At 72.5% G+C, this 25,129-nt stretch carries 24 protein-coding genes and 3 tRNA genes; 19 read left to right on the forward strand and 8 right to left on the reverse strand.

The window, feature by feature from the left end:
• Positions 1 to 35: 35 nt before the first annotated feature.
• Both IE329_RS16885 and IE329_RS16890 read right to left on the reverse strand, forming a co-directional pair.
• Positions 36 to 1,427 carry a pectate lyase family protein gene (locus tag IE329_RS16885; RefSeq protein WP_190211716.1) on the reverse strand — a complete coding sequence of 464 codons (1,392 nt, stop codon included), beginning with the start codon at positions 1,425 to 1,427 and terminating at the stop codon, positions 36 to 38.
• A 104-nt stretch (positions 1,428 to 1,531) separates the two neighbouring features.
• Complete coding sequence (locus IE329_RS16890) at positions 1,532 to 2,224, reverse strand: NAD(P)-dependent oxidoreductase (RefSeq protein WP_190211717.1); 693 nt, start codon at positions 2,222 to 2,224, stop codon at positions 1,532 to 1,534.
• Between the two features lie 85 nt (positions 2,225 to 2,309).
• On the opposite strand from IE329_RS16890, the gene IE329_RS16895 reads away from it, so the two are divergent.
• Positions 2,310 to 2,942: a TetR/AcrR family transcriptional regulator gene (locus IE329_RS16895; RefSeq protein WP_190211718.1), complete on the forward strand. Its 633-nt coding sequence runs from the start codon at positions 2,310 to 2,312 to the stop codon at positions 2,940 to 2,942.
• A gap of 76 nt (positions 2,943 to 3,018) precedes the next feature.
• The gene (locus IE329_RS16900) at positions 3,019 to 3,837 is read left to right on the forward strand and encodes a hypothetical protein (protein WP_229927510.1); all 819 of its coding nucleotides are present in this window, start codon (positions 3,019 to 3,021) and stop codon (positions 3,835 to 3,837) included.
• A 1,044-nt stretch (positions 3,838 to 4,881) separates the two neighbouring features.
• Here the strand turns inward: IE329_RS16900 and IE329_RS16905 are convergent.
• Together IE329_RS16905 and IE329_RS16910 are read right to left on the reverse strand one after the other, a co-directional pair.
• Positions 4,882 to 5,568: a histone deacetylase gene (locus IE329_RS16905; protein WP_229927511.1), complete on the reverse strand. Its 687-nt coding sequence runs from the start codon at positions 5,566 to 5,568 to the stop codon at positions 4,882 to 4,884.
• Between the two features lies 1 nt (position 5,569).
• Positions 5,570 to 6,334 carry a GntR family transcriptional regulator gene (locus tag IE329_RS16910; RefSeq protein WP_190211719.1) on the reverse strand — a complete coding sequence of 255 codons (765 nt, stop codon included), beginning with the start codon at positions 6,332 to 6,334 and terminating at the stop codon, positions 5,570 to 5,572.
• A 796-nt stretch (positions 6,335 to 7,130) separates the two neighbouring features.
• On the opposite strand from IE329_RS16910, the gene IE329_RS16915 reads away from it, so the two are divergent.
• The 13 genes from IE329_RS16915 (at position 7,131) to IE329_RS16975 (ending at position 19,335) form a co-directional block, all read left to right on the forward strand.
• Positions 7,131 to 7,373: a hypothetical protein gene (locus tag IE329_RS16915; RefSeq protein ID WP_190211720.1), complete on the forward strand. Its 243-nt coding sequence runs from the start codon at positions 7,131 to 7,133 to the stop codon at positions 7,371 to 7,373.
• A gap of 47 nt (positions 7,374 to 7,420) precedes the next feature.
• The gene (locus tag IE329_RS41530; RefSeq protein WP_268257286.1) at positions 7,421 to 7,837 is read left to right on the forward strand and encodes a WhiB family transcriptional regulator; all 417 of its coding nucleotides are present in this window, start codon (positions 7,421 to 7,423) and stop codon (positions 7,835 to 7,837) included.
• Positions 7,834 to 8,847: a hypothetical protein gene (locus tag IE329_RS40660; protein WP_229927512.1), complete on the forward strand. Its 1,014-nt coding sequence runs from the start codon at positions 7,834 to 7,836 to the stop codon at positions 8,845 to 8,847. Before IE329_RS41530 ends, IE329_RS40660 begins: the two co-directional genes overlap by 4 nt.
• Positions 8,844 to 9,218, forward strand: coding sequence for an RRQRL motif-containing zinc-binding protein (locus IE329_RS16930; RefSeq protein WP_190211721.1), 375 nt, complete (start codon positions 8,844 to 8,846; stop codon positions 9,216 to 9,218). The genes IE329_RS40660 and IE329_RS16930 overlap by 4 nt, the downstream gene beginning before the upstream one ends.
• 199 nt (positions 9,219 to 9,417) lie before the next feature.
• On the forward strand, positions 9,418 to 10,875 hold the full coding sequence (locus IE329_RS16935; protein WP_190211722.1) for a hypothetical protein: 1,458 nt from the start codon (positions 9,418 to 9,420) through the stop codon (positions 10,873 to 10,875).
• 134 nt (positions 10,876 to 11,009) lie between these two features.
• Positions 11,010 to 13,160, forward strand: coding sequence for a hypothetical protein (locus IE329_RS16940; RefSeq protein WP_190211723.1), 2,151 nt, complete (start codon positions 11,010 to 11,012; stop codon positions 13,158 to 13,160).
• A gap of 194 nt (positions 13,161 to 13,354) precedes the next feature.
• The gene (locus IE329_RS16945) at positions 13,355 to 13,564 is read left to right on the forward strand and encodes a hypothetical protein (RefSeq protein WP_190211724.1); all 210 of its coding nucleotides are present in this window, start codon (positions 13,355 to 13,357) and stop codon (positions 13,562 to 13,564) included.
• Positions 13,561 to 13,836 carry a hypothetical protein gene (locus tag IE329_RS16950; RefSeq protein ID WP_190211725.1) on the forward strand — a complete coding sequence of 92 codons (276 nt, stop codon included), beginning with the start codon at positions 13,561 to 13,563 and terminating at the stop codon, positions 13,834 to 13,836. Before IE329_RS16945 ends, IE329_RS16950 begins: the two co-directional genes overlap by 4 nt.
• A gap of 16 nt (positions 13,837 to 13,852) precedes the next feature.
• The gene (locus IE329_RS16955) at positions 13,853 to 14,917 is read left to right on the forward strand and encodes a DNA cytosine methyltransferase (protein ID WP_229927513.1); all 1,065 of its coding nucleotides are present in this window, start codon (positions 13,853 to 13,855) and stop codon (positions 14,915 to 14,917) included.
• Positions 14,918 to 15,145: 228 nt separating this feature from the next.
• Positions 15,146 to 16,003, forward strand: coding sequence for a bifunctional DNA primase/polymerase (locus tag IE329_RS16960; protein ID WP_190211726.1), 858 nt, complete (start codon positions 15,146 to 15,148; stop codon positions 16,001 to 16,003).
• Positions 16,004 to 16,005: 2 nt separating this feature from the next.
• On the forward strand, positions 16,006 to 17,478 hold the full coding sequence (locus IE329_RS16965) for an ATP-binding protein (protein ID WP_190211727.1): 1,473 nt from the start codon (positions 16,006 to 16,008) through the stop codon (positions 17,476 to 17,478).
• A 466-nt stretch (positions 17,479 to 17,944) separates the two neighbouring features.
• Entirely contained in the window at positions 17,945 to 18,133 is a 189-nt protein-coding gene (locus IE329_RS16970) for a helix-turn-helix domain-containing protein (protein WP_190211728.1), read from the forward strand.
• Entirely contained in the window at positions 18,133 to 19,335 is a 1,203-nt protein-coding gene (locus tag IE329_RS16975; RefSeq protein WP_190211729.1) for a site-specific integrase, read from the forward strand. Before IE329_RS16970 ends, IE329_RS16975 begins: the two co-directional genes overlap by 1 nt.
• 87 nt (positions 19,336 to 19,422) lie before the next feature.
• Here the strand turns inward: IE329_RS16975 and IE329_RS16980 are convergent.
• The 4 genes from IE329_RS16980 to IE329_RS16995 all read right to left on the reverse strand — a co-directional run bounded on the left by IE329_RS16980 (position 19,423) and on the right by IE329_RS16995 (position 20,236).
• Positions 19,423 to 19,496, reverse strand: a tRNA-Phe gene (locus tag IE329_RS16980).
• Between the two features lie 27 nt (positions 19,497 to 19,523).
• Positions 19,524 to 19,597 (reverse strand) — tRNA-Asp (locus IE329_RS16985).
• Positions 19,598 to 19,655: 58 nt separating this feature from the next.
• A tRNA-Glu gene (locus IE329_RS16990) sits at positions 19,656 to 19,728 on the reverse strand.
• 166 nt (positions 19,729 to 19,894) lie between these two features.
• Positions 19,895 to 20,236 (reverse strand): metallopeptidase family protein, encoded by a 342-nt coding sequence (locus tag IE329_RS16995; RefSeq protein ID WP_073925579.1) that lies wholly within the window; start codon positions 20,234 to 20,236, stop codon positions 19,895 to 19,897.
• 69 nt (positions 20,237 to 20,305) lie between these two features.
• On the opposite strand from IE329_RS16995, the gene crcB (IE329_RS17000) reads away from it, so the two are divergent.
• The 4 genes from crcB (IE329_RS17000) (at position 20,306) to IE329_RS17015 (ending at position 25,019) form a co-directional block, all read left to right on the forward strand.
• Positions 20,306 to 20,824 (forward strand): fluoride efflux transporter CrcB, encoded by a 519-nt coding sequence (crcB, locus tag IE329_RS17000; RefSeq protein ID WP_190211730.1) that lies wholly within the window; start codon positions 20,306 to 20,308, stop codon positions 20,822 to 20,824.
• Positions 20,821 to 21,198, forward strand: a complete 378-nt coding sequence (locus IE329_RS17005) for a DUF190 domain-containing protein (protein WP_190211731.1) — start codon at positions 20,821 to 20,823, stop codon at positions 21,196 to 21,198. Before crcB (IE329_RS17000) ends, IE329_RS17005 begins: the two co-directional genes overlap by 4 nt.
• The gene (crcB, locus tag IE329_RS17010; protein ID WP_190211732.1) at positions 21,195 to 21,569 is read left to right on the forward strand and encodes a fluoride efflux transporter CrcB; all 375 of its coding nucleotides are present in this window, start codon (positions 21,195 to 21,197) and stop codon (positions 21,567 to 21,569) included. The genes IE329_RS17005 and crcB (IE329_RS17010) overlap by 4 nt, the downstream gene beginning before the upstream one ends.
• Before the next feature lie 1,083 nt (positions 21,570 to 22,652).
• Positions 22,653 to 25,019 carry a DEAD/DEAH box helicase gene (locus IE329_RS17015; RefSeq protein WP_190211733.1) on the forward strand — a complete coding sequence of 789 codons (2,367 nt, stop codon included), beginning with the start codon at positions 22,653 to 22,655 and terminating at the stop codon, positions 25,017 to 25,019.
• The last annotated feature ends 110 nt before the right edge of the window (positions 25,020 to 25,129 follow it).

The raw sequence follows: 25,129 nt of genomic DNA on the forward strand, positions 1-25,129 counted from the left end.
GCGGGCACCGCCGCCCGGCCCGCCGCGCCCGGCCGTCAGCCGGTGACGGCCCCGGTCGCCTGGCGCGGTGCGACGGTGCCGGCGGCGGTGAGCACGCCCGCGCCCGCCGTCCTGGCCAGCTCCCCGGGCAGGCCGGTGGCGTCGGCGCGGTAGCCGGCGGTCAGCGTCGGGGTCCAGTTCACGGTCGCCTTGATCTTCTTCGAGTTGGCGGCGTTGTACGCGGCCACCAGGTCGGTGACCTTCCCGTCGACCAGGTTCCCGCTGCCCGCGACCGCGCCGGTGCCGTCCCCGCTGAGCAGCTGCGAGACCTTCCGGTCCGCCGACAGGGCCCAGTAGTTGCCCTGCGCCACCACCTGGGCGCCGGCCCGTGCGTTGATGCTGTAGCTCGCGGTGTAGCCGTTCAGCTGCGCCGTCGCGTAGTAGTTGTTGTACAGGTGGATCTGCCCGACCCGGGCCAGCGGCGCCCGCTGGACGATGCCCTGGAAGACGTTGTGGTGCAGGGTCACCCGCAGCTTGGTGTCGTTGTCGCTGCTGCCGATGAGCATGGTCTTGTCGTGGTTGGTGAAGCGGTTGTACTCCACCGTCACCAGGTCCGAGGCCTTGGTGATGTCGAGCGCGCCGTCGTGCACCTGGTACTCGCGCCCGAAGTAGGCCGGGTTCGACCGGTCGTAGTGCGGGCCGTCGCCGAAGGTGTTGTGGTCGGCCCACACATGGGTGGCGCCGCGCAGGGTCACCGAGTCGTAGGCCGAGTTCCAGTTGCCCGAGGAGCCGTCGGTGGGGTCCCACTGCGGGAAGCAGTCCCGGGTGTCGGTGAAGGACAGGTTGCGGACGATGACGTTGTCCGCGTCCTTGAGCTGGAGGCTGCCACCGGTGATCGTCGCCCCCGTCCCGGGCACCCCCACGACGGTGGTGCGGGACGGCACCGGCAGCACCACCCGGGCCGCCTGCCTGGCCTGGGCGGCCGCCCTGGCGTCCTCCTGCGGGCCGGACGGCAGCTTGGAGCGGCCCCAGGCCGCCGGGTCGTAGGCCTTCAGGTAGCCGGCCAGCGAGTAGCCGGTGCCGGACGCGTAGTCCGCGCAGTCCAGGGGCTTGCCGGAGTCGTCGGTGTTGGCGTCGATCAGGCCCTTGACCTGGATGATCCGGGGCGCGCCGGCCGGGCCCGCCTTCAGCGCCCTCACCAGCCCGGCCCGGTCGGTGACCGTGAAGACGTGCGCCTTGTCGGCGGCGGCGCCGCCGCCGGTGGTGCCGGAGCCGGCGGCGGCCCAGCCGTCCTTGGCGGGCAGCGTCGCGTGGCCGAGGTCGGCGACGGCCGCCTGGGCGCTCATGACCAGCGGTACCGCGCCCAGGCCGGCGGCGGCCAGGACGGCGGCGCCGAGCAGGGCGAACCGCCGGGCGGCGGGGGAGCGGCGGTGCGAGGGAGCAGACACGTGAGGTGTTCCTAACGGTGAGGGGCCCTGTCCGGTCCTCAGTTGCCGCCGCCGCGGGAAAGGTTGCCGCGGGGTGGCCCCTTTCTTCCGGGCCCGGCCCGCCGCTACCTCTTCCGGGTGGCCTCCCGCCAGATCAGCCGCGGGATGCTCGGCCGGACCTCGGTCGTCACCACGCCCATCGCCTTCCGGACGAACCGGCCCTCGGCCAGCTCCCGGAGCATCGCCGCGGCGAGGTCGGCCCGGGCGGTGAACACCCCGTCACCACTGTTCTCGGCGACCTGGAAGTCGGTCACCACCGGGTGGTCGAAGAGACCGGACGGGCGGGCGACCGTCCAGTCGAGCCCGCCGGCCGCCAGCACCGCCTCCATCCGGCGGATGTCCTCGTGCGCGGTCCGGGCGATCACCCGGTTCACGTACGGGTCCAGCACGTGGTTGAAGAAGAAGGCGCCGCTCGGACGCCAGGCCGGATCGGTGACGCTGGAGCCGACCGCCACCAGCCGCTTCACCCCGTGCCGCGCCATCGCCCCGGCGGCGTTGCGGACCCCGGCCGAGTAGACGCCGACCGGCCGCCGGCCCGGCGCCGCGCCCAGCGCGGAGACCACGGCGTCGCTGCCCTCGACCGCCGCGTCCAGCGCGCCGGGGACGGTGACGTCCGCGGCGACGGTGGTGAGTCCGGCCCGGGGCGGCAGGCCGTCGGCCCGCCGCGCCACCGCAGTGACCTGGTGCCCGGCGGCCAGGGCCTGCCCGGTGAGCTCGCGGCCGGTCGGACCGGTGGCGCCGAGGACGACGATGCGCATGGGTTCACTCCCTCTCCCGCCCCGGACGTCCCGGGGCCTGTGGACGCCTTGACACTGCCGCCCGGCGGGCCGATATTCCACCGTGATGAATAAATTACGAGGCCGCCCGCGCGGCAATCCGCCCACCAAGGACCTGATCACCGAGGCCGCCCGCGGGCTCTTCCTGCGCCACGGCTACCGCGGCACCACCGTCCGGGCGATCGCCGCCGAGGCCGGGGTCGACTCGGCGCTGATCAGCTACCACTTCGGGTCCAAGCAGGGCCTGTTCGGCGTGGTCACGCAGGTGCAGTGCGCCCGGTCGCTGGCCCTCGGCCCGGCCCTGGCGGGCGACCCGGAGGGCCTGCCCGACCGCCTCCTGCAGGCCGTCACCGACCTCTGGGACGACACCGGCTTCAACCGGCTCGCCGTCCAGAACGAGGACGTGATGCGGGTCTTCCGGGAGTACCTGGACCAGGAGGTGCTGGCCCGGATCGCTGAATATCTCGGCGGCCCCGACGCCACCGACCGGGCCACCGCCGCCGTCACCGTGATCGGCGGCCTGATCTTCACCCGCTACCTCAACCCGCTCCCCACCCTGGCCCGGCTGTCCTCGGCCGACGTCCGCCGGATCCTCGCCCCGACCCTGCACGCCGCGCTGCGGCCCCGCCCGCGCTCCCGCTCCCACCTCCACCACGGCCTGCGGCGCCCCGCCCGGCCCGCCCCGGCGGGGCGCGGCTGACCTCCGTGGTGCGGGCCCCGGCGGCTTCCGCGCCGCATTCTGCTCCGGCGGCCGGGAGCCCTGAGATCATCCACCCATGCCGCTGTCCACCCCCACCGCCGGGCGCCCGGCCGGCGCCGCCCCGCCCGACGCCACCGACCGCACCGACGCCACCGACCGCACCGACGCGCTCTTCGCCGGCGAGTTCGAGATCCACCTCACCGTCCGCTGCGAGGGCCGCGAGCTGCAGCGGCTCGGCCGGTGGGCGGCGGACCGGGGCGTGAAGTTCACTCACATCGTGCTCGCCCGGGGGCGGACCACCTCGCAGCCGATGCTCACCCTGGGCGGGCCCGGCACCCTCCGGGAGCTGCGGCGGACCGCCCGGGCCACGGCGGCGGAGCTGCGGGACGCGGGCTTCGAGCCGGTCCGGGTGAAGATCGAGGCGACCCCGTGGACCAACGGGGTGCCGGCCACCGACGCGGCGGCCGCCAGGCTCGGCCCCGCCTGCTACTTCGAGCACCACCTCAAGGTGCTGCTCGGCCCGGGCGCCGGCCGCGAGGACCTGGCCGAGGTGTCCGGCCCCCACACCGCGCACGTCTCCTGGAACGCCCGGCGTACCGACGGGGCCGGCCGGCAGGAGCGCTTCGTCACCCAGCGCTGCCACGGCGTCGGCCTGGCCACGGCCGGTGCCCGGCTGGCCCTGCTGGCCGCCGCGGTGTCCGGCGCGGGCTTCGGGATCGTCTCGGTGGAGCGGGAGTTCGTGGTGTCCGACAGCGACATCACGGTCGACGACGGCTGGATCGTGGCCGGCCCGGCCGACGCCGGTCCGGCCGGCCCGGACCGGAGCCAGGACGGCCCGAGCGGCCGGCGGCGTACGGTTCGGCGCATCGGACACGAGAAAGCCCCCGGTGAGTGAACTCACCGGGGGCTTTCAGCAGCTGTGGCCAGGGCCGGGGTCGAACCGGCGACCTTCCGCTTTTCAGGCGCCGTCGGTGGTCGGTGATCCCCTGGTCACCCATAGCCGCAGCAGTGCGATTGCTCTGAGGGTGTTCTCTGGGATGCACGGTTGTTTGTGGCTGTTGGCGTACGGGTTGGCGTACGTCAATAGCCATCGAGGTTGTTGGTCAGAGTTGGCAGAACGCGATCGCAGCGTCATCACCGACCTTGTGCACAAGATCCAGCAGCCCTCACTCGTCCCCGTATGTTCGCCGTTGTTGGCGTGGAACGCTGGCATACCCCTGCATGCGCTGGCCGCCGGAGCCACGGGAGCTGGGGTGAGGTGTGCTATCTGATGGCGCCAGCACCTCGCGGAAGCATCGCTCGCACCAGGGCTACAGCCTGCCGGCCCGTGGCCTGACTGTTGGCATGGGCTGGCGGGACCACGATCCCGATCAGCCAGATCAAACCGAGGAACAGTGCCACAACGGTCAACGGCAACGCCATGGCCACCATGCGAACGGCGTCTCCGAGGATGGTCGCCGGAGGCTGTCCCACAGTTGCCACCTCGGGCCCAGTCGGTACTGTCATAGCTGACCTCTTCTGTACTAGCTGCCGATGACGGTCAGGGACGGCTCCCGCTGCAATCGGGGGCCGTCCTTTGTGTTGGACGGCCGCGCCCCCTGGTGATGCTGAGGACAGCATGTGGGCCTACCTGGGAATCCACCAAGTCTCTTATCCACAGGCATCGGCCATCTCTGTGGATAACTCCAATCGGACCCCGAGATTCGATATCCGATCTCTGCATCCGAAGCCCCGCAGGCCTCGGACCAGCGGGAATAAAGAGCGCGGGTCGGCAGTGTGATTTGCAGCACACTGAGAACCTGGGCGGGGTAGCAGCTCACATATCCGCGCCAAACGGACACTGGAGGGTTCATCGGACCCGATGAACCCTCCAGCGCCACCCCGCCTGCATTCACCCAAGGAGCGCAGATGACTTGACGGCCAACCTAGCCCCGGCCTGTCAGTGCTCCCCTGTTTCGACAGTCAGCGCTCTTAGGGTGGCAGATTCGGATAGCTGACCCGCGGCCCCAGGTCGACCACTGAGATAGTCGGCGCTGGCTTTCGCATTCCAGCCGTGGGCCTCTTTGAGGCCTGAGGCAAAGTTCCGCAGGTAGGCGACCGACGGAGGATTCAGCTCGGCCTCAGACATGCGCCAGGGCGCGGTGAACGTCAGGACCGGTGCTCCGTCGATGCTGCCAGGGCATACAAGCGTCTCGTATCGGCCCTCACCAAGCTTGGCGCGGCCGGTAGCCAGCACGGCCGAGAGATCAACGTCTGAACCCGGCTCCTTGTACATCTCCTGCGCTGCGATGTCGGAGAACTGGGCAGCCGTGACCAGGTACGCCCTCGCTGGCATCTCGCCCGGTTCGAGCGGGTCGTAGAAGCCCATTCCGCCCGTCCATGCCATGGACTCAAGCGCGAAGTAGAGCTGTCCAGGCAGCAGTACGGGTACTGCCTTCAGCGGCTGGCTCCGATCGCGGCAACCGGGGTAGGTGCGGGCGCTACCAGCGGGTTGCCCGCCGGCGATGTAGTACATGAGCCGATCGAGGTGCATGTTCGAGCCGTAGGCGGCGTACCAAACCCAGTCTTGCGCTGTGATCGGCTTGGTCAGCGGCTCCGGGCGCCGTGCAATTTCCAGTGTCGTCATCTCAGTCCGCCGAAACGTCGTAGCGAATGACGTGCCGGTCTCCCGGCAGCGTCGTAATCATGACTCGGAGCGGCTGCCCGTCCTTGTCGTAGCCAGTCCGCATGTGCACCGCCACGGGCGTCGAGGCGGGCAGAACCAAGCGCTCGATCTCGTCGCGGGTGGGCATTCGAACGGTGATCTCGTCGCTGAACCGGACCTGGACGAGTCCAGCGCTGGCCAGCACGCCGCCCGGGGCCGAGACATCCTCAGGCAACATCAACGGCGTATCCCGCACGAGAGCCTCGGGGAAGTACGAGTCGGCAAGCGCATAGGGCTCACGGTCCACATATCGCACGCGCTCGCGAACAACAGTGAGCGCAGCCGCCGCATCCAGGTTCAGCTGGCGCGCCACGTCGGCCGGGGGGCGGCGAATCGACACCTTCACCTCTTGGTGAGGGGTCTGCCCATTACCAGCTATCTGGCTCGCCCACTGGTCACCCGCGTCGTGGTTCGCCTCATGGCGCGACCTCGACTCCAGCACGGACCAGTTCCACACGGCCGGCTCGAAGCGCTCTCGAACGAAGCTGCCCCGCCCCTGTGCAGAGACGAGGAGCCCCTCCTCTGTCAGCCGCCCAAGAGCTAGCCGGACCGTGTTGCGGCTGACCTCATAGTGCGTCGTCAGCTCTTCCTCGGTCGGAAGCTTCTGCCCCGGAGCCAGCGCACCCCGATCGATCTGATTCCGCAGGTCATCGGCAATGGCGTGGTAGCGCGGGGTCTGCTTGGCCATGTCTGGGCTCCCTGACTTGGATGACTTGTTCCAACAAGGTACGCCGAAACGCTTGACGTATCCAGCACCTAGGCCACAAGCTCATCCCAGAGAGTTTGTTGGTACAAGTCAGCCAACAAGACCAAGCTATACAGAAGGCCCTTCTTTGGGCTGCTCTGAGCTGCACAAATGCGCCCCAACGTCGGCTCCTGCGAGTCGGCCAGGCGCAGTTCTTTGAGAACTGAACAGTGATCGTGCGGGACCGACGCGAGGGCGGCGGTCGCGGCAGGCGCCCCGGCCGAGAGGCCGGGGGCGAACCACCGTGATGAACGCAGCCCTCCCCCTACGCAGTGGCATGCCACCCCTTTCCGGGGTGTGGGGAAGGACGGACCGCTGACCAGGCCGATTCGTACGGCTGGTCGGCGGTCCGGGAGACCAGCGGAGTCCCAATGCACGTGGCGGGATGAGAGAGACCGCCCCCGAGGTGACCGGGTGATGTCGCCGACGGCAGCGAGCCACGCAGCACGCCCCGACCGGGTGTGCGCCGTCCTGCTTGTGCTGAGCAGGGAGCAAGCACCGGACCAGGCCCGACAGACCTGACGCCCGTAGGACGGGCAACCCGACCCTTTCTGGTCGCTCCACCAGCGATCACGGCTCCCGACGCGCACCGACCACCCCGAATGGCGGGCGGAGCGCGCCGGGTTCCGCGGCTGCTCGTCGAGCACCGAACACCGGCCTCATGCAGAGGGGCGGTCGCCCACATCCCTGGCAGGACAGCGACCGCCCCTCGCGGGCCCATCACCGAGGAGACAGACCCGTGAAACTGATTGTTGCAGGCCAGGAAGCCGCCACGGCTTCCGAGTTCGCCGAGTTGGCCCTCGGCATTGACGTGGAGCTGTTCGCCGGGTCCGACGGCGAGGGCGATCTCGACCGCCGGACCCGGCTCGCAGTCGCCACCGAGGTACTGCGCGACCTGGCGCCGGAGGCCGCCTGGTACGCGAAGGCCCTGATGCGCAATGCGGCGGAGCGCCGCCGGGTCCTCACCTGGCGGGCCGCCTGATGGCGGCCGCCACTCGGCGCGTCGCCCGCGTCACGATGCCCCCACTGGTGGACGTGCTCCCGGACCTGTCCGCCGGCGCCTGCCGGAACGTCCCGGACCCGGACGTTTTCTTCCCCGAGGACGGCGACGAGGTCGGCGCCGCGCGGGCCAAGCGGATCTGCGCCGGCTGCCCGGTGCGCTCGGCCTGCCTCGCCTACGCGCTGGCGACCGATGAGCCGCACGGCATCGCCGGTGGCCTCGACCCCGAGGAGCGGGGCACCCTCGCCCGCAGGACCACGGCCACCCGCACCCCGGTGGGCACCTCGGTGACCGCCGTCCTGTCCCAGGTCGATGAGGCCCTGCGGCGGGTGCGCGAGCACGCCGCGAACCGCTCCCGCACGGCCGCCCAGCAGCCCCCGGCACCCGCCGCCCAGCACGCCGCGGGCCCGGTGGTCACCGAGGTGCCCACCGGCGGTGGGCAGTGAGCGCCCACCGGGTGCCCACCGAGGTGCCCACCCAGGCCCAGATCGACCGCACCTCGCGGACGATCTCCGGGTTCACGTGGCTGCTGACCGGCGCGGTGGTCACGGTGAGCATGTCCACCGCCGCACCGTTCATCGACGCCCATTCCCCGGGCTGGGGAACCGGCCCGATCATGGCGCTCGGCACCGACGGCTGCTTCATCCTCAGCCTTCAGTCGGACGGCACCCTCGCCCGCTACGGCGTTGGCGGCGGGCGCTGGCCGGCGGCCTTCCGGTGGGTCACCGGCCTGGCCACGGTGTGGCTGAACATCGGGGCCGCCGCCCTGACAAAGGACCTGGTGGGCGTGGTCGTCCACCTCATCCCGCCGCTTCTCCTGCTACTGGTTGCGGAGGCCGGACCCGCCTACCGCCGGGCCCTGGCCCACCTCGCCCACCGCCCCGCCAACGAGGTGGAGCAGACGCCGGTGGGGCCGCTTCGGGAGCCGGTGGACACCCCGCTCCCCACGTTCCCGCAGCAGGTGCCCACCCCGCTCACCGGCGCCGGTTGGGGGCAGCTTCCGCAGTCCGTTTCGGGTGTCTGGAAGGGGCCGAAGCAGCTTTCCGCCGGACCGGTGAGCACCCCCGCCGCCCACCGGGTGTTCACCACCCCGGCTGGGGTGCCCACCCCGACCGCCCACCCTGTCCCCGAGCCTCTGCTGGAGCCCGTTCAGGAGCCGTCCGAGACCGTGTCGGGCGGTCCGGTGGGCACCAAGGTGCCCGCCGGTGAGCAGGCGGCGCCCACCGACCCGAACACCCCGCCCACCGAGGTGCCCACCGACGACACCGAGGAGAGCGAGGCGGTGCCCGCGGGCATCGTCCGGCTCGGCGAGGCGGAGGCCGCCGCCGTGATCGAGGAGTGCTGGCGCGAGGGCGTCAGCCAGCGTGAGGCCGCCCGCCGCGCCACCCGCGCCCCGTCCCTGGTCGGGCGCATCTACAAGCGTCTCGACGCCGAGCGCGTCGGGGCCACTGCATGAGCCGCCCGAGGTTCTGGGACCCCGACGGGACCCGGTTCGGGGGCATCCCCACCTTCCCGTGGCGGATGGCCCCCGACGGGTACTTGACCCGCCGCCAGCTCCGCGCCCTCGGGCTGCGGCCGGGCGGTCAGCCGGTCGCCGCACAGATCCTCTGGCGGAACCGGCGCTCCGGCATCCGTGCCGCCTACCTCTACCGCCCGGACCTCGCCAAGCCCGTCCGGCCGATGACCGCCGCCCGGTGGGCTGCGCTTGCCGCCGCGAACCTCGCCCGCCGGACCTGCCCGCTGTGCGGGCGGGATGCCGGCTATGTGCTCCCCGCCCACCTGGGCGCCTGCCTTCCCTGCGCCGATGCCGCCGTCTGCGCGGCCTGATCTGCCCGGAGGTATCCCCGTCATGTCCCAGACCTTCGCCGAACCGCCGGCCACGGCACCGGCCCCCGCTCCCAACCCGTCTCCCGGCCCGGCGCCGTCACCCGTCCCGGTTTCGGGTGGGGCCAAGAACGCTTCTCCGGCCTCGCAGGTGCGGGGCGGGCTGCCGGCTGTGCCGCTCACGGTGACGACCGTCAACACGATGGTGGGCCTCGCGTCGGCCGCCGCGCTGACCACCGGCCCCCTGACCGCCCTTGCGGCCGCCATCGGCACGGCGGCCACCAGCGCGATCGCCACCCGCACCGCTCGCAAGGCCGCCACCCGCCTCGCCCAGCGCGGCAACCACACCACTGCTCGTGGCGCCGGGCAGCGCGGCGGCGGGCATCTGTCCCTGGTCAAGCCCACCCGCACCGCTGGGGGCGGCTCGGCCGGGGGCGTCCCCCGCCAGAACCGCAGCGGCGCCGTCCCGGGCGGATCGGCCCGTCCCGCAGGGCACCGTCCCTCCCCGGTGTTGGCCCGGCCTGGCGTTGACCCGGCCAAGCCCAACCGGCCGGGCACGGACCGGGCGAAGACCAACCGTCCGGGCGCGGACCGGATCGGTGCGACGACCGGTCTGTCGTCGCCGCGTCGTCTCGCGGAGAAGGCGGGCGGGGTGAGGGCACTCCGCAAGGCCGAGCGGGCCGCGGCGCCGTCCCGCGCGGAGCGGCGCGAGCGGCAGACGACAGCGCGTCGGCAGGTCGCCGATGCCCGCCGGGCCGTGAAGGCCGCCGAGCGCGCCGCGAGGCTGGACGGTCGGGGCCGGGTGGGGAAGGTGCTGGCCAAGCCCGGTCAGGCCGCGCGCCGCTCCCTCGACAAGGCCCGCGACAAGGGCCGTGCGGGGGCGGAGAAGCGCCTTGAGAGCAAGGTGCGCGACGCCCGGTCCGAGGCCCGCAAGGCCCCGGCCCGCCGCCACGCCCGCCGCCAGCTCGCCAAGTCCGCCGCCCGCCACCACGGCCGGCGCCTGCTCGCCGCCGCCCTCGCCCTGCCCGTCGGGCTGCTGGGCATGGTCCTCACCCCGATCGGCCGCAAACTCGGCCTGTCCTGGCTGATGTACCCGGGCCGACGCCTCTACCGCCACCTCTCCGGCCGCTCCGCCGACGCCCGCACCGTGCGGGACACCGAGATCCGCGAGCAGCTCGCCGACGCGGAGGCCGCCGCCGACCAGCCCGCCGACACCGCCGCGCCGGTCGGCGAGGCCGTCCCGCGGGCCCCTAAGAACCACCACGCCAACACCAACCTGGACGCCCTGGGAGGCGACGTGACCAACCCCGCCGATGCCGGCTTCAACTTCTCCGAGGTCGCCTCCGAGATGTACGGCGCCGCCATGAACTACGACCCGGACGGCATGATGCACGTCCTCACCGCGATCGAGTCCATGCCCGAGGGCCTCACCTCCATCGCCAACACCTTCCGCGTCCTCGCCGAGCGCTCCGACGACGAGTTCCCGCTGGAGAAGGTCGTCGGCGAGTCCCTCAACGAGGTCTACACCCTCCTCATGCAGGCCGTCAGCGCAGCGGAGGAGGTCGGCAAGGCGTTCCGCAACGCCCACGAGGGCGACATCGCCCGCCACGACGACCCCCGCACCGGCGAGGAGAAGTGGGACATCGGCAACAACCAGTAGCCGACACGCCCCTGCCCCCACCACCTTCGCCGCTTCCGCTCGACCCCGGGCCGCCCCGCACACCTGCCGGGGCGGCCCGCCCCTATTCCCCGCACGGGCCGCCTGTACTTCCCCACCGCCTGCCTGGAGTTGCCATGGCCGAGCCACAGCACACCCTGAACCTCACCAACACCCCCAAGCCGCGGACGCGCCGCACCTCCAAGCCGTCGATGCTGCCGCCGCTGGACTGGGCCGCCACCCACGGGCCGGTGTCCGGCGCGGTGTCGGCGGCCACCGGCGCCGGGGCGATGGCCCTGCTCGGCGCCGCCGCCCACATGCCGCCAAGCCTGCCGCTGCTGGTGGGCGCCGCCGGGGCGCTCGGCCACGGCATCGGCGCGAGCGTGCAGCGCCGCCTGACCGGCCGCACCATGGCCACCCGCGCCGCGTCGTGGCTGCTCGCCGGAGGCTGGACCACCTGGGCCATCGCCTCCGGCCCGCTCACCTGGGCTGCCGCCGGCACCCTGGCCGCCCTCGGCGTCGGCATTGGCGCAATGGCGTCGAACTCCGCGATCCGCGAGGAAGCCGTCGAGTCGGAGCGGATCAGCGACGACGCCCGGGACGCCGCCCGCCGGATGAACCGCGAGCGGGAGGCCATCGCCCGGGAATGGGCGGACCGCATCCGGCGCGTAACCGGCATCGAGGTGACGGTGTTCGCCGTCGAGTTCTGGAAGACCGGCGCCGGGTTCTCGCTGGCCGCCGAGATGCCCGGCGGCTCCGCCACCTGGGACCGCATCAACGCAGCCTCCCGGGCGCTTGCGACCGACGCGAAGCTGCCGCTCGGCTGCACCGTCGGCGTGGAGGAGGGCGACCGGCAGGGCCGCGTCGTCCTGGACATCGCCACCGTCAACGTCATGGCCCAGGAATTCCTCTACCCGGACGACTACTCGGCCCTGTCGGTCCTGACCGGCATCCCCTGGGGCATCCTGCCGAACTCCGAGACGGTGGACGTGTTCCTGCGGGAGGCGTGCGCGCTGATCCTCGGCCCGCCCGGATCCGGCAAGTCCACCTTCACCGACGTCATCCTCGCCGGGTTCGCCCGCTGCACCGACGTCCTGGTGTTCCTGGTCGACCTCAAGGCCGGCGCCGCAGGCCTGCCGTGGGTGCGGCCCGCACTCGAAGCGCAGGGCCTGAAGGCGCCCAAGCGCGGCGGCCAGGTGCCGCCGGCGGGGACCCGGCCGGGCGTGGACTGGCTGGCCTCCACCCCCGCCGAGGCCCTGCGGGTGTTCCGGGCGGTACTGGCCATCAACGCCGCCCGCCAGCAGCACTACCAGGACCTCCTGGACGAGCGGGACACCACACTCCTGCCCGTGTCCGCCGCCCTGCCGCAGATCATGGTCGTCGTCGACGAGGGCGCCGAACTGCTCTCCGCCCCCTCCTTCCAGGACAAGACGATGAAGGACCTTCAGGAAGCGCTGAAGAAGACCATGCGCACCACCCGCGCGATGGGCATCCGCCTGGTCCTCACCGCCGTCGACGGCAACGTCTCCGCCCTCGGTGACACCAGCGTCCGCAAGTTCTCCCCCGTCGGGGTCGCCCTCACCTCCGGCGAGTCCTCGGGGAACAACCTCGCCAAGCTGTTCCCCTCCGCAAGGGTCGACAGCCGCCAGCTCAACGCCAAGGGCGCCGGAGTCATCGGCGCCGCCGGCGCGGACGGCTTCGCCCCCACCGGCTTCAAGGGCTGGAAGACCAGCCCGAGCATGGTCCGCGACGTCGTCCTCGCCACCGACAGCCGCCGCCCCCGCCTCGACAAGGTGTCCGCCACCGCCGCCGGGGACGACTACGCCCACCGCTGGGACCCCGAGCGCGCCGGATGGCTCTGGGCCACCAGCGACGCAGCCGCCGGCACCGCACCGGCCGGGCGCCCAGGCCACGGCGGCGGCCTCAGCCTGTCCGCACTCGGCAACCGGCAGGACAACCGGGACAGCGGGAACGGACTGGCGGAGGTCATCGCGTTCCCCAACTCCCGCCCCGCCGGGCTGAACCTCTCCGCTCTCCGCGGCAACACCCCTCCGGCACCCGCCGCACCGGCGGTTCCGGCGCCGACCGGGCCGGAGTGGCTGGCGGAGGCGATCGACGCGATCGAGTCCGCCGGGCACACCGGCCTGAAGGTCGCCGCCGTCGCCGACCTCGTGAACCGCGACCGCAAGACCGTCCGCAACGGCCTCCAGGCCGCCGCCGGCCGCGGCGAGCTGATCTACCGCGACAACGGCCCCCAGTCGGTGTTCGTCCACCCCGACCACACCTGACCAGCCGTCACGCACAGCTACCGGGCAGCGGGTAGTGGGGTCCACCCCACTACCCGCCTACCCCACCCCAGGATCCCCCTGAGGGGCCTTCCTACTGGGGATTCCCCAGTACCCACTACCCGGCAGCCACCCCACTACGGACACGCTCCGCAACCGACCGCAGTCCCTTCCCGGCTTGTGAAAGGGGCACCGTCATGCCCGCTCCCGCCATCCGGCCGCTCGCCGCCGTCCACCTGCGCGAGGCCCTCACCGCCGCCGCCGACGGCCACGCCCCCGCCGCCCTCGCCGCCCTCATGCACATCGACCCCGAGTCCTGGCGGGCCCTGGAATCCCGCCTCGCCTCGCTCGGCACGACCGTCCTGGACGCCCTCGCCCTCGCCGCCCGAACCGGAGGAACCCCGTGACCGCCACCAGCGACCTCATCACCGCCGCCATCCTGTTCGGCCCCGCCCTCGTGGGCGGCGCCGCCTGCGCCTGGACCCAGCGCGGCTACACCTCCGACGCAGCCGCCGTCCGCCAGGTCCTCGCGGAGTACGACGGCACCCGCCCCGAGGAGACCGAGGGCAGCACCCCGCCGCCCGAGCGCGAGCCCGCCCCCGAGACCGCCCCGGCCCCGGTCGTGCGCCTCGCGACCGTCCTGCCCTTCCCCACCGCCGGCGCCCGCCGCGCCGCCTGACCGGAAGGCCGTGACCGTGACACTTCGAATCGCCTCCCTCTGCTCCGGCTACGGCGGGCTGGAGATGGCCGTGGCCGGCCCGCTCGGCGGCCTGGTCGTCGTCGGCGCCGAGGCCGACCCGCACGCCGCCGCCGTGTTCGCCCACCACCACCCCGGGGTGCCGAACCTCGGCGACATCACCACCACCGACTGGTACCACGTCCGCGACTGGTACGCGCCGGACGCGGTGATCGCCGGTTTCCCCTGCAAGGACATCTCCAACGCCGGCCCCAGGGAGGGCATCCGTGGCAAGCGCTCGGGCATCTGGAAGAACGTTGCTGAAGCTGTTCGCGTCCTTCAACCGCGAATCGTCCTCCTGGAGAACGTCGCTGCGATCTGCGCGCGCGGCCTCGGCGTCGTCGCCGGGGACCTGGCCGCGCTCGGGTATGACACGCGGTGGACATGCCTACGAGCTGGTGACCCCGAAGTCGGCGCCCCGCACCCGCGCGACCGGTGGTTCGCCCTCGCCTATCCCGCTGCTCAAGACACCGACCTCGCAGCTTGGCGTGAACGGTGGACCCCAGCCTCCGGAGAAGCGCAAAGCCGGTGGGCACGGCCCGACGCTGGAGGACGAAGCGGTGTTCCTCTTCCCCGTCCTTCCGGAGGACTGAGGCTTCTGCCGACACCCGCCGCAAGGGACTGGAAGTCGGGAGCCTCCAACCTGCTGGGCCGCAACTCCCGGCCCCTCAACGAGGTCGCCGTCAACACACTAGGCCACATCCAGTCCCCGGACGCGCAGTGGATCGCCCTCGACGGGACGGACTACCGCCCGGCTATCCGCCGTTGGGAGGCCGTGACCGGACGCCCCGCGCCGTGCCCGACCGAACCCGGAACCCGGGGCAACCGCCGGCTCTCTCCCCGCTTCGCCGAATGGCTCATGGGCCTGCCCGACGGCCACGTCACCGGCCTCGGCCTGCCCCGCAAGTGGGAACTGACCATCATCGGCAATGGCGTCGTCCCGCAACAGGCCCACCACGCCTACGGCTACCTCCTCGGTGCCCACCACCAGGCCGTCACCGGCCCCGCCACGCTCGCCGCCTAGGACACCGGACCGTGGGCCTGGACTGGCGCGACGCCCGCCACTTCGACCGCACCGGCGACAAACCCTGCCGATGGTGCGGCCGCCCCACACCACTCCGGGACGACCATCGCAGGCCATCGCACAAGGTCTGCGCCGAGAGCGCCATGAACGACGGCGGCGGCCCCCTCCCGCCAGGAACCGGGGCCACCGCCTATCCAGCACCGTTCTAGAGAACTGGAGACATCCAGCATGACCCAACCGACCCACATCCGGGGAGAGCACCTGCCCGCCGCTCTCACCCTGGCGGCATCCAAGGTGCCCGCGCTGCCCCTGCGCGCCGGGAAGGTACCGTTCGGCAACTGCCCGCGGTGCGCCGGCAACGCGTGCGGCGGCCGGCCGAACATGAAAACCCCCGGCCCCTGCACCTGCCCGGCGCCCTGCCACGGCTGGGCCGCCGCCACCACCGACGACGCCGTCCTGACCAGCCCGGCGTGGGCGCGGGCGTGGCGGGAGGCGGCAGCGGTGGCCTACCACCCCGGCGGCGGCGGCCTGACCGTCGTGGACCTCGACAACGCGGACGCCATCGTGTGGGCGCGCGAGAGCCTGCCCGCCACCCTGACCGTGGCCACCACCCGGGGTGAGCACTGGATCTACCGGGGCATCATGCCGTCCGCCAACGCGGTGCGGCCCGGCGTCGACATCAAGTCCGCGATGGCCTACGCCCGATGGCTCGGCCCCGGCACCGGCACCACCACCGCCCTGCCGGACACCGTCCGCGCCCTGGTCGTCAGGGAGCCCACCCCGGGCCGGCCGGTGCCGCCCGTCACCGTGCCCGCCCCGGCCCCGGGTGGGAAGTGCCCGCACCGCACACCGGCCTTCCTGGCGCGGGGCATCGCCATGGCGGAGCAGCGCATCACCGAGGCGGCCGGCGGGGTGCACGCCACCGTTTTCGGGGCGTTCCTGGCGGTGCTGTCCACGCACGGGCGGTGCGGGTGCCTGACCGAGGCGCACACCGCGCGGCTGTTCGCGGCCGCCCGGGCCAAGGGCGAATCGCCCCGGCACTGCGCCGACGCCTGGGCCAACGCCCTCCACAGGCTGGGGATGTAGCCATGTCCGAGGACGAGAAGAACCCCGCGCGGCAGGTCATCGCCGACTATGCACAGGCGCACTTCCGGTACTTCCGCACCGCCGACGGGACCGTGTACGCGCAGCGCAACGGGCATCCCGTGGCCCGTCCGATCCGCTCCCAGGGCACCACGGGCAGCCATCGCCAGGAACTCATGGTCGGCCTGTTCAAGGACGGCATCGGCGTCTTCAATGGGTCCGCCCTCAAAGAGGCGTTGGACCTGATCGAGGCACTCGCCCTGTCCGAGGCGGTGCAGCCCGTCCACATCCGCGTCGCCCCCGGCTTCGACGGGGCGACGTGGCTGGACCTGGGCCGCGCCGACGGGAAGTCCGTGCGCATCCACCCCACCGGCTGGGACATCCTCACGCCGGACCCCCGGGAGGTGTGCTGGCGGCGCACCCAGCTGACCGGCGAACTGCCGCTGCCGGCCAAGGACACCGACGGGAAGGGCATCGACCTGCTGTTCGGGCTGACGAACTTCGTCAACGCGGCGACCGAGTGCCTGGCCATCGCGTGGCTGATCGGCTGCCTCGGGCCGTCCGTGCCGGTCCCCGCCCCGTTCCTCACCGGCCCGCAGGGCGCCGGCAAGTCCACCGCCGGCCGGATGCTGGTGAGGATCGTCGAAGGCATGAGCGGCGACCTGCGCCGGGCACCCAAGGACGAGGAGAACCTGATCGCCGCCGTGGCCGCCGGATGGGTCACCGCCCTGGACAACCTCTCCCACATGACCCCCGACCTCTCAGACGCCATGTGCTGCATCGTCACCGGCGCCGAGAGCGTCAAGCGCGCCCTGTTCACCGACGGGGACGTCCACCGCGCCGCCTACCGCCGCCCCCTGCTCCTGACCGGCATCGACGTCGGCGTCATCCGCCCCGACCTCGCGGAGCGCCTGCTGCCGTTGCGGCTGGAGCGGCCCCGCGTGCGGCGCACCGAGGCGGAACTGTGGGCGGACTACGAAGAGGCCCTGCCCGTCGTTCTCGGGTCCCTGCTCGACCTCACGGTCAAGGTCCGCGCCGCCGAGGCTGAGACCCCGACCGATCTGCGAATGGCCGACTTTGCGCACCTGTGCGCGCAGCTGGACGCGGCGACCGGCCTGGGGGCGCTGGCCGCCTACCGGGCCGGCCTGGACGACCTGAACGACGACGTGATCGAGGGCGATCTCCTCGCGCAGACCGTCCTGCGGCACGCCGAGACCATCGCCCTGGGGGAGGCGCAGCGGATGACCTCAACCGAGTGGCTGCACTGCCTCAGCCGCGTCCACAGCGGCGACGAGCCGCGTTCCCTGCCCAAGGGGTGGCCGACCACCGGGAAGGTGCTCTCCGACCGGCTCAAGCGCCTTCAGCCGACGCTGGCCGCGCGCGGTGTCCTCATCGATACCGGTCGAACCATGAGGGGCCGCTACGTCGAAATGACCCGCCCGGCTACCGTGCCGCCGCACGAACAGCTGACGTTCTGACCCGTGCCGCGTTCGCCCGAACAGCAAGAGGAGCACCGCCCTCGCGCGGGGGGTGCTCCTCTTGCTGTTCGGCGAAGCCGCTCAAGGGTCGTGCCGCGCAGCGGCTCCCCTCTTGCCCTGAGGGGACCTGAACCGCAAGAGATACCGCCCTCTTTTTTCCTAAGTAGGAAGACGCTGCGTCATGTGCGTCATGCGGGCCGAAAAACGGGCCCTGACCTGCGGCTTCAAGCATGACGCAGACGACGGCCGCTGCGTCATCCTGCGTCATCTGCGTCATGGGTGCGTCATGCGATGACGCAGCCCATGACGCACCCATGACGCACCCCGGGGCCACTGCGTCATACAAAGCCCCAGGTCAGAGGCCCGAATGACGCTGATGACGCAATGACGCAGAAATCCCCACCTAGGACACACACGCCACGAGAAGCCCCCCGACCGCCCGCACCCTGCCGCAGGAGGACCGACCATGACCACCGCCGTCCCCCAGGCCCTGACCGTCAAGGACGTCATGGCCGCGCTCCGCCTGAGCCGCAGCAAGGTCTACGACCTCATCCGCTCCAGGGCTCTGCCCAGCTTCACCATCGGCCGCTGCCGGCGATTCGATCCCGCCGACGTGGCCGCCTACATGCGCCAGCGAATCGAGGAGAACCACTGATGTCCAAGCGTGCCAATGGCGAAGGCAGCATCACTCGCCGCAAGGATGGCCTGTATCACGGTCGGGTCTATGTGACCACGACTGCCGGAGTACCCAAGCGCTTGTCCGTCTACGGCAAGACGCGCGAGGAGGTGCACGAGAAGATCACCGCGCTCCAGGCGCAGGACAACCAGGGGATTCCCACTCCGGACACGAACGTCAGGCTGTCGGAGTACCTGACGTACTGGCTTGCCACGGTGGTCAGGGTCAACCGCCGACCGAAGACACACCAGGGCTACGAGAGTGTGGTTCGGGTCCACCTCATCCCCGGACTGGGCACGAAGAAGATCCGAACTCTTCGAGCGGCCGATGTCCGCACTTGGCTGGCCCGGGTGGCCGCCGCATGCCAGTGCTGCAAGAACGGGTGGGACGCAACCCGCCTGCACCCGAGGTGCTGTGCGGTTGGCGAGTGCTGCGAAACCCGGCTCTCGCGCCGCATGGTCCAGTCGATTCACGCCGTCCTGCGGAACGCGCTCGAAAGCGCGGTAAGGGAGGAACTGATCCTGCGGAACGTCGCGAAGCTGGTGCAGGTACCAACGCCCGACTACAGCACAGGGAAGGGTCTCAGCGTGCCCCAGGCCCGGCTTCTGCTCAAAGCCGCCAGCACGGACCGCCTCCACGCGCTGTACGTCCTCGCCCTGGCGATGGGGTTGCGACGCGGTGAGCTGCTCGGGCTGCACTGGTCTGCTATCGACTTGGAGCGCGGCTCGCTGATCGTGTCGAGCAACCTTCAGCGCGTGGACGGGGCCTTGCAGCTCGGGCCGACCAAGACACTGTCCTCCCTTCGGACACTGCCACTGCCGCCGGTGGTGGTGACCGCCCTTCAGGGACACCGCGAAGCGCAAGCACAGGAACGGGTGGCGGCCGGCGATCGCTGGAAGGACACCGGTCTCGTGTTCACGAGTCGAGTCGGCACGGCCATCGAGCCGGACAACCTCCGGCGAAGCTGGTACCCGCTCCGGGACCGGCTTGGCCTCACGCTCCGGTTCCATGATCTCCGACACACCTGCGTGACTCTGCTGCTCGATCTTGGCGTGCCGCCCCACATCGTCCGGCAGATCGCCGGTCACAGCGACATCGGGGTCACGATGAAGGTCTACGCCCACGCCTCGCTGGACGAGCAGCGAAAGGCCCTGGGCTCGCTCAGCGACCGGCTCTCCTGAGCCGTTGGCGTAACCGTTGGCGTAGCTGACAGCAAAAGGCCCCCGGTGAGATCACTCACCGGGGGCCTTTGTGCTGTTCAGCAGCTGTGGCCAGGGCCGGGGTCGAACCGGCGACCTTCCGCTTTTCAGGCGGACGCTCGTACCAACTGAGCTACCTGGCCGTACTGCACCGTCCCTTGCGGGACGAGCGATCCTGACGGGACTTGAACCCGCGACCTCCACCTTGACAGGGTGGCGAGCTAACCAACTGCTCCACAGGACCTCGTGCGGATCTCATCCGCCTCGGCTTCTCGCGATGCCGACTTTACTACGTTACTACGTGCCCCCAACGGGATTCGAACCCGTGCTACCGCCTTGAAAGGGCGGCGTCCTGGGCCACTAGACGATGAGGGCTTGCGGCCTGTCCGGTTCTGAAGTTTCCAGCGTTCGGGGACGTCGAGAAGCATATGGGATGCCGGGCGGATCGCCAAAACGGTTTCGTCCGGTCAGGCGTGGCGCGGGTTCCGGGGGGCTTCCCGGCCGCCGGGGACCGGCCGGCGGCCGGGGCGTCCGGTCCGGCTCAGGACCAGCCGAGCTCGTCCAGCTCGTGGTCGTCGAAGCCGAAGTGGTGGGCGACCTCGTGGATCACCGTGGTGCGGACCTCGGCCACCACGTCCTCGCGGCTGTCGCACTGCCGCAGGGTCGGGCCGCGGTAGACGATGATCCGGTCCGGCAGGACGCCGGCGTACCACTCGCCGCGTTCGGTCAGGGGCGTGCCCTCGTAGAGGCCGAGGAGGTCCGGGGCGGTCGGGTCGGGTTCGTCCTCGACGAAGACGGCGACGTTGTCCATCATGGCCGCGAGCTTCGGGGGGATCTGGTCGAGGGCGTCGCTCACGAGCAGCTCGAAGTCTTCCCGGGTCATCTCCACGGTTCATTGTCGGCTCTGGGGTGACGCGGTGCCAGGTCATCGGCCCAGGTGTTTCATGGGGTCATGAGTTCGGAGCGGACCTTGCGGCCGAAGGCCGGGAGCAGGAGCGGGAGCGGTGACGGCGCGGTGCGCCGGCCACCGGTGCTGCGCGGGCAGTGGCCGGCGGTGGGGGTGGTCGCGGCGGGCGGCGCGCTCGGGGCCTCGGCGCGCTACGGGGCGGGGCTGTGGTGGCCGACCGGCGGGGCGGAGCAGTTCCCGTGGACGACGCTGCTGGTGAACGTGGCCGGCTGCGCGGTGATCGGGGTCTTCCTGGTGGCGGTGACCGAGGGCCGGCCGGTGCATCCGCTGGTCCGCCCGTTCTTCGGCACGGGGGTGCTGGGCGGGTTCACCACCTTCTCGACGTACGCGGTGGACGTCCACCGGCTGTTCGACGAGGGCCGGCCCGGCCCGGCGGTGGCCTACCTGGGGCTGACGCTGCTGGCCGCGCTCGGCGCGGTCGCGGTGGCCGCCGGCCTCACCCGGTGGCTGATCCGCCGCCCGGCCCGCGGCCGGTCCGGCCCGGCGGGCGGGGGCGCGCGGTGAGCCGGCTGGTGGGTGCGGCCCTGCGGCTGACCGTGGTCGTCGGCGAGTACGACACCTGGCACCACCGGCCGCTGTACAGCGAGGTCGTCCACCGGGCGCACGCGGCCGGCCTGGCCGGGGCGAGCGTGTTCCGGGGCGTCGAGGGGTTCGGGGCCTCGTCGCTGATCCACACCTCCCGGCTGCTGTCGCTCGGGGAGGACCTGCCGGTGGCGGTGGTGATCGTCGACACCGAGGAGCGGGTGCGGGCCTTCCTGCCGGAGCTGGACGAGCTGGCCCCGGAGGGGCTGGTCACACTGGAGCGCTGCGAGGTGCTCCTCCCCCGGCCGCCGGGGGCCGGCGGGCCGGGGGCCGATGCCGAGGGGGAGCGCGGATGAACTGGCTGCTGGTGGTGGCGGGGGCGGTGGTCGGCGCGCCGCTGCGGTACCTGACCGACCGGGCCGTCCAGGCGCGGCACGACTCGGTCTTCCCGTGGGGCACCTTCGTGGTCAACGTGGCCGGCTGCCTGGTGCTCGGACTGCTGACCGGCGCGGTCGCGGCCGGGGCGGCGTCCTCACGGCTGCAACTGCTGCTCGGCACCGGGCTGTGCGGGGCGCTGACCACGTACTCGACCTTCTCGTACGAGACCCTGCGGCTGGCCGAGGGCGGGGTCCGGCGGTACGCGCTGGCGAATGTCGCGGGCAGCATCGCGGCCGGGCTGGCCGCGGTGTACGCGGGCACGGGGCTGGCGCACGCCCTCTGGGGCTGAGGCCCGGGCGGAGGGGCGCGGGCGGGCCGGCGGGCGCGCCGGAGGGTGCGCCGGGTTGCGCCGAGCGGATGGCCGGCGCGGCGTTGGTGGCCGGGCGCCCGTGTCCCCGTCGGCCGGAGCGCGTTGGGCACCGGAAACGGCCGTGCGCAGCGGGCGGCCGCGGTGGGGCGGCAGGAGAGGGAACTCGGTGACTGCGGTGCGTTCGGTGCGTTCGGTCCAGGCGGTTCGTGCGATGGAGGCGGGTGCGGTCCGGCCGGGTCGCGTGCCCAGGGCGTCGGCGGTGCGGGTGACGGCCCCCCGGGCCCGCCGGCTGCGGGCGGGCGCGGTCCGTGCGGCGGCCGCGCTGGCGGTGGCGGGCCTGGGGCTGACCGGCTGCATGTCGGTCGGCCCCAGCTCGGACCAGAAGGGCGGGTCGCTGCCGGTCGGTTCGGCCGGTACGGCGGGACGGAGCGGTGCGGCGGGCGGCGCGGCGGGCGGGGGCCACGCCGGCCCGGGGCGGACCGAGCGTCCGACGGCGGTGCAGGCGGACGGGGCGATGTCGCCCGCCGCGTCCGTACCGGGCGAGCCCTTGCCGGCGGTGCCGGGTGCGGCGCCGGCGGGCGTGGTCGTGGTGCCCGGGAGCGGGGCCGAGCCGGAGCGGACGGGCCCGGCGGCGAGCCCCGGGGCCGGTGGCGCCCTCTCCCCGGCGCCCACGGCGGGCGGCGGCCCGGGCGGCTCCGGTGCCACGGGCGGCGGTGCGGGAAGCCCGGCGGCCAGCCCCACCGCCCCGCCCCAGCCGTCACCCGCGCCGGACCACACCACGACGGCCCCGTCGGCCACGTCCGCCCCGCAGCCCTCGCCCAGTAACTCCGGATCGTCGGCGCCGACCCAGGCAACGAGCGGCCATTAGCGGCCTGGCCAGGGCATTTGCCTATGATCCCGAGGTTCGTCTATGGTAGTAGATCGTTACTTTGAACCATTTGCTTGGCGCCCTATTCCCATCTGGCGCCCTTGGCGCGTTCCGGCGATCCGTGGCTGACCGCATAGAGGCGGTTGAGACCAGAACCCCGGACTTAGGCGCGTGCCACTTCCGGAAGGTTTTGCATGTCTCTCGTTGACGACGCCCGCTTCGCCATGCCCGCGAACGAGTCCGCCGCCGATGTTCCCACCTCCGAGACCGAGCTCACCGAGCTGGCCGGTCTCGACGACTTCACCGACGAGATCGACGCCGTCGAGGGCGTCGACACCGACGAGGCCGACGACGTCGAGCCCGCCGAGCCCACCGTCACCTTCGCCGACCTCGGTCTGCACGACGACGTGGTGCGGGCCCTGGCCAAGCGCGGCGTCACCACCCCGTTCCCGATCCAGGCCGCGACCATCCCGGACGCGCTGGCCGGCAAGGACGTGCTGGGCCGTGGCCGCACCGGCTCCGGCAAGACCCTGAGCTTCGGCCTCCCGCTGCTCACCCGCATCGCCGGCGCCGAGGGCCGCACCAAGCCGAAGCACCCGCGCGGCCTGATCCTGGTCCCGACCCGCGAGCTGGCCATGCAGGTGGCCGACGCCCTGGAGCCCTTCGGCTCGGTGCTCGGCCTCAAGCTCAAGGTCGTCTGCGGCGGCACCTCGATGTCCAACCAGATCTACGCGCTGGAGCGCGGCGTCGACGTCCTCGTCGCCACCCCCGGCCGCCTGCGCGACCTGATCAACCGCAACACCGCCAAGCTCGACGAGGTCATGGTCACCGTCCTGGACGAGGCCGACCAGATGGCCGACATGGGCTTCCTGCCCGAGGTCACCGAGATCCTCGACAAGGTGCCGTCCGGCGGCCAGAGCCTGCTCTTCTCGGCGACGCTCGAGAACGAGATCGACAGCCTGGTCAAGCGCTACCTGAAGAACCCGGTCACCCACGAGGTCGACGCGGCCCAGGGCGCGGTCACCACCATGAGCCACCACATCCTCGTGGTGAAGCCCAAGGACAAGGCGCCGATCACCAACGCCATCGCCGCCCGCAAGGGCCGGACGATCATCTTCGTCCGCACCCAGATGGGCGCCGACCGCGTCGCCGAGCAGCTGATCGAGGCCGGCGTGAAGGCCGACGCGCTGCACGGCGGGATGACCCAGGGCGCCCGTACCCGGGTGCTCGGTGACTTCAAGGACGGTTACCTCAACGTCGTCGTCGCCACCGACGTCGCCGCCCGTGGCATCCACGTGGACGACATCGACCTGGTGCTCAACGTCGACCCGGCCGGCGACCACAAGGACTACCTGCACCGCTCGGGCCGCACCGCCCGCGCCGGCCGCTCCGGCGCCGTCGTCACCCTGGTGCTGCCGCACCAGCGCCGCGGCGTGTTCCGCCTGATGGAGGACGCCGGCGTCGACGCCAGCCGCCACATCCTCGACCACGCCTTCGACGCCGAGGTGGCCCGGATCACCGGCGCCCGCTCGCTGGTCGAGGTCCAGGCCGAGAGCGCGGCCGGCATCGCCGGTGCCGCCGAGCGCGAGCTCGCCGACATGACCCGCCAGCTGGAGCGCGCGCAGCGCCGCGCCACCGAGCTGCGCGAGGAGGCCGACCGCCTGGCCGCCCGCGCGGCGCGCGAGCGGGCCGAGCTGGGCATCGAGGACGAGGCCCCGGCCGCCGTCACCGAGGACGCCACGGCCGAGGCCGGCACCGAGACCGTCGCCCCGGCGGCGGTCGAGGAGGAGCGCGTCCCCGCCTACCGCGAGGCCCGCACCGAGCGCCCCTCCTACGGCGACCGCGACAGCCGCGACAGCCGCGACAGCCGTGGCTCGGGCAGCTTCAACCGTGACCGTGACGACCGCGGCGGCCGTTCCGGCGGCTTCAACCGCGACCGTGACGACCGCGGCGGCCGCTCGGGCGGCTTCAACCGCGACGACCGTCCGGCCCGTTCCGGCGGCTTCAACCGTGACGACCGTCCGGCCCGCTCCTTCGGCGACCGTGACAACCGTGGCGGTGGCTCGGGCTTCAACCGTGACGACCGCGGCGGCCGCTCGGGCGGCTTCAACCGTGACGACCGCGGCGGCCGTTCGTTCGGCGACCGTGACAACCGTGGCGGTGGCTCGGGCTTCAACCGCGACGACCGCGGCGGCCGTTCCGGTGGCTTCAACCGTGACGACCGTCCGGCCCGCTCCTTCGGCGACCGTGACAACCGTGGCGGCGGCTCGGGCTTCAACCGCGACGACCGTCCGGCCCGCTCCGGTGGCTTCAACCGTGACGACCGTCCGGCCCGCTCCTTCGGCGACCGCCCGGCCCGTCCGTTCGGCGACCGTGACGAGCGCGGCAGCAGCAGCCGTCCGTTCTCCCGTCGCGACGACCACCGCTCCGGTGGCCGCCCGCAGGGCACCGGCGGCGGCTTCAACCGCGACGACCGCGGCGGCCGCTCCGGCGGCTTCAACCGTGACGACCGCGGCGGCAGCTTCAACGGCGGCGACCGCAAGCCGCGTTGGAAGAACTGACGCACGCCGGGTCGGTAGGACCACTCAGTAGCAAGGCTCCGGGCCCGTTCCACTTCGGTGGGGCGGGCCCGTCGCCGTTCCCAGCGGGCCGGCCCGTCCCGGATGTTGTT

It is taken from the genome of Kitasatospora indigofera (assembly GCF_014655955.1).
GTDB classification, from domain to species: domain Bacteria; phylum Actinomycetota; class Actinomycetes; order Streptomycetales; family Streptomycetaceae; genus Kitasatospora; species Kitasatospora indigofera.

Excerpts from the sequence above, each read along its gene's own strand:
- IE329_RS16890 (WP_190211717.1), bottom strand. The coding sequence starts at position 2,224 with ATGCGCATCGTCGTCCTCGGCGCCACCGGTCCGACCGGCCGCGAGCTC.
- IE329_RS16895 (WP_190211718.1), top strand. The coding sequence starts at position 2,310 with ATGAATAAATTACGAGGCCGCCCGCGCGGCAATCCGCCCACCAAGGAC.
- IE329_RS16900 (WP_229927510.1), top strand. The coding sequence starts at position 3,019 with ATGCCGCTGTCCACCCCCACCGCCGGGCGCCCGGCCGGCGCCGCCCCG.
- IE329_RS16905 (WP_229927511.1), bottom strand. The coding sequence starts at position 5,568 with ATGACGACACTGGAAATTGCACGGCGCCCGGAGCCGCTGACCAAGCCG.
- IE329_RS16910 (WP_190211719.1), bottom strand. The coding sequence starts at position 6,334 with ATGGCCAAGCAGACCCCGCGCTACCACGCCATTGCCGATGACCTGCGG.
- IE329_RS16930 (WP_190211721.1), top strand. The coding sequence starts at position 8,844 with ATGAGCCGCCCGAGGTTCTGGGACCCCGACGGGACCCGGTTCGGGGGC.
- IE329_RS16935 (WP_190211722.1), top strand. The coding sequence starts at position 9,418 with ATGGTGGGCCTCGCGTCGGCCGCCGCGCTGACCACCGGCCCCCTGACC.
- IE329_RS16940 (WP_190211723.1), top strand. The coding sequence starts at position 11,010 with ATGGCCGAGCCACAGCACACCCTGAACCTCACCAACACCCCCAAGCCG.
- IE329_RS16945 (WP_190211724.1), top strand. The coding sequence starts at position 13,355 with ATGCCCGCTCCCGCCATCCGGCCGCTCGCCGCCGTCCACCTGCGCGAG.
- IE329_RS16960 (WP_190211726.1), top strand. The coding sequence starts at position 15,146 with ATGACCCAACCGACCCACATCCGGGGAGAGCACCTGCCCGCCGCTCTC.
- IE329_RS16965 (WP_190211727.1), top strand. The coding sequence starts at position 16,006 with ATGTCCGAGGACGAGAAGAACCCCGCGCGGCAGGTCATCGCCGACTAT.
- IE329_RS16970 (WP_190211728.1), top strand. The coding sequence starts at position 17,945 with ATGACCACCGCCGTCCCCCAGGCCCTGACCGTCAAGGACGTCATGGCC.
- IE329_RS16975 (WP_190211729.1), top strand. The coding sequence starts at position 18,133 with ATGTCCAAGCGTGCCAATGGCGAAGGCAGCATCACTCGCCGCAAGGAT.
- IE329_RS16995 (WP_073925579.1), bottom strand. The coding sequence starts at position 20,236 with ATGACCCGGGAAGACTTCGAGCTGCTCGTGAGCGACGCCCTCGACCAG.
- crcB (WP_190211730.1), top strand. The coding sequence starts at position 20,306 with ATGAGTTCGGAGCGGACCTTGCGGCCGAAGGCCGGGAGCAGGAGCGGG.
- crcB (WP_190211732.1), top strand. The coding sequence starts at position 21,195 with ATGAACTGGCTGCTGGTGGTGGCGGGGGCGGTGGTCGGCGCGCCGCTG.
- IE329_RS17015 (WP_190211733.1), top strand. The coding sequence starts at position 22,653 with ATGTCTCTCGTTGACGACGCCCGCTTCGCCATGCCCGCGAACGAGTCC.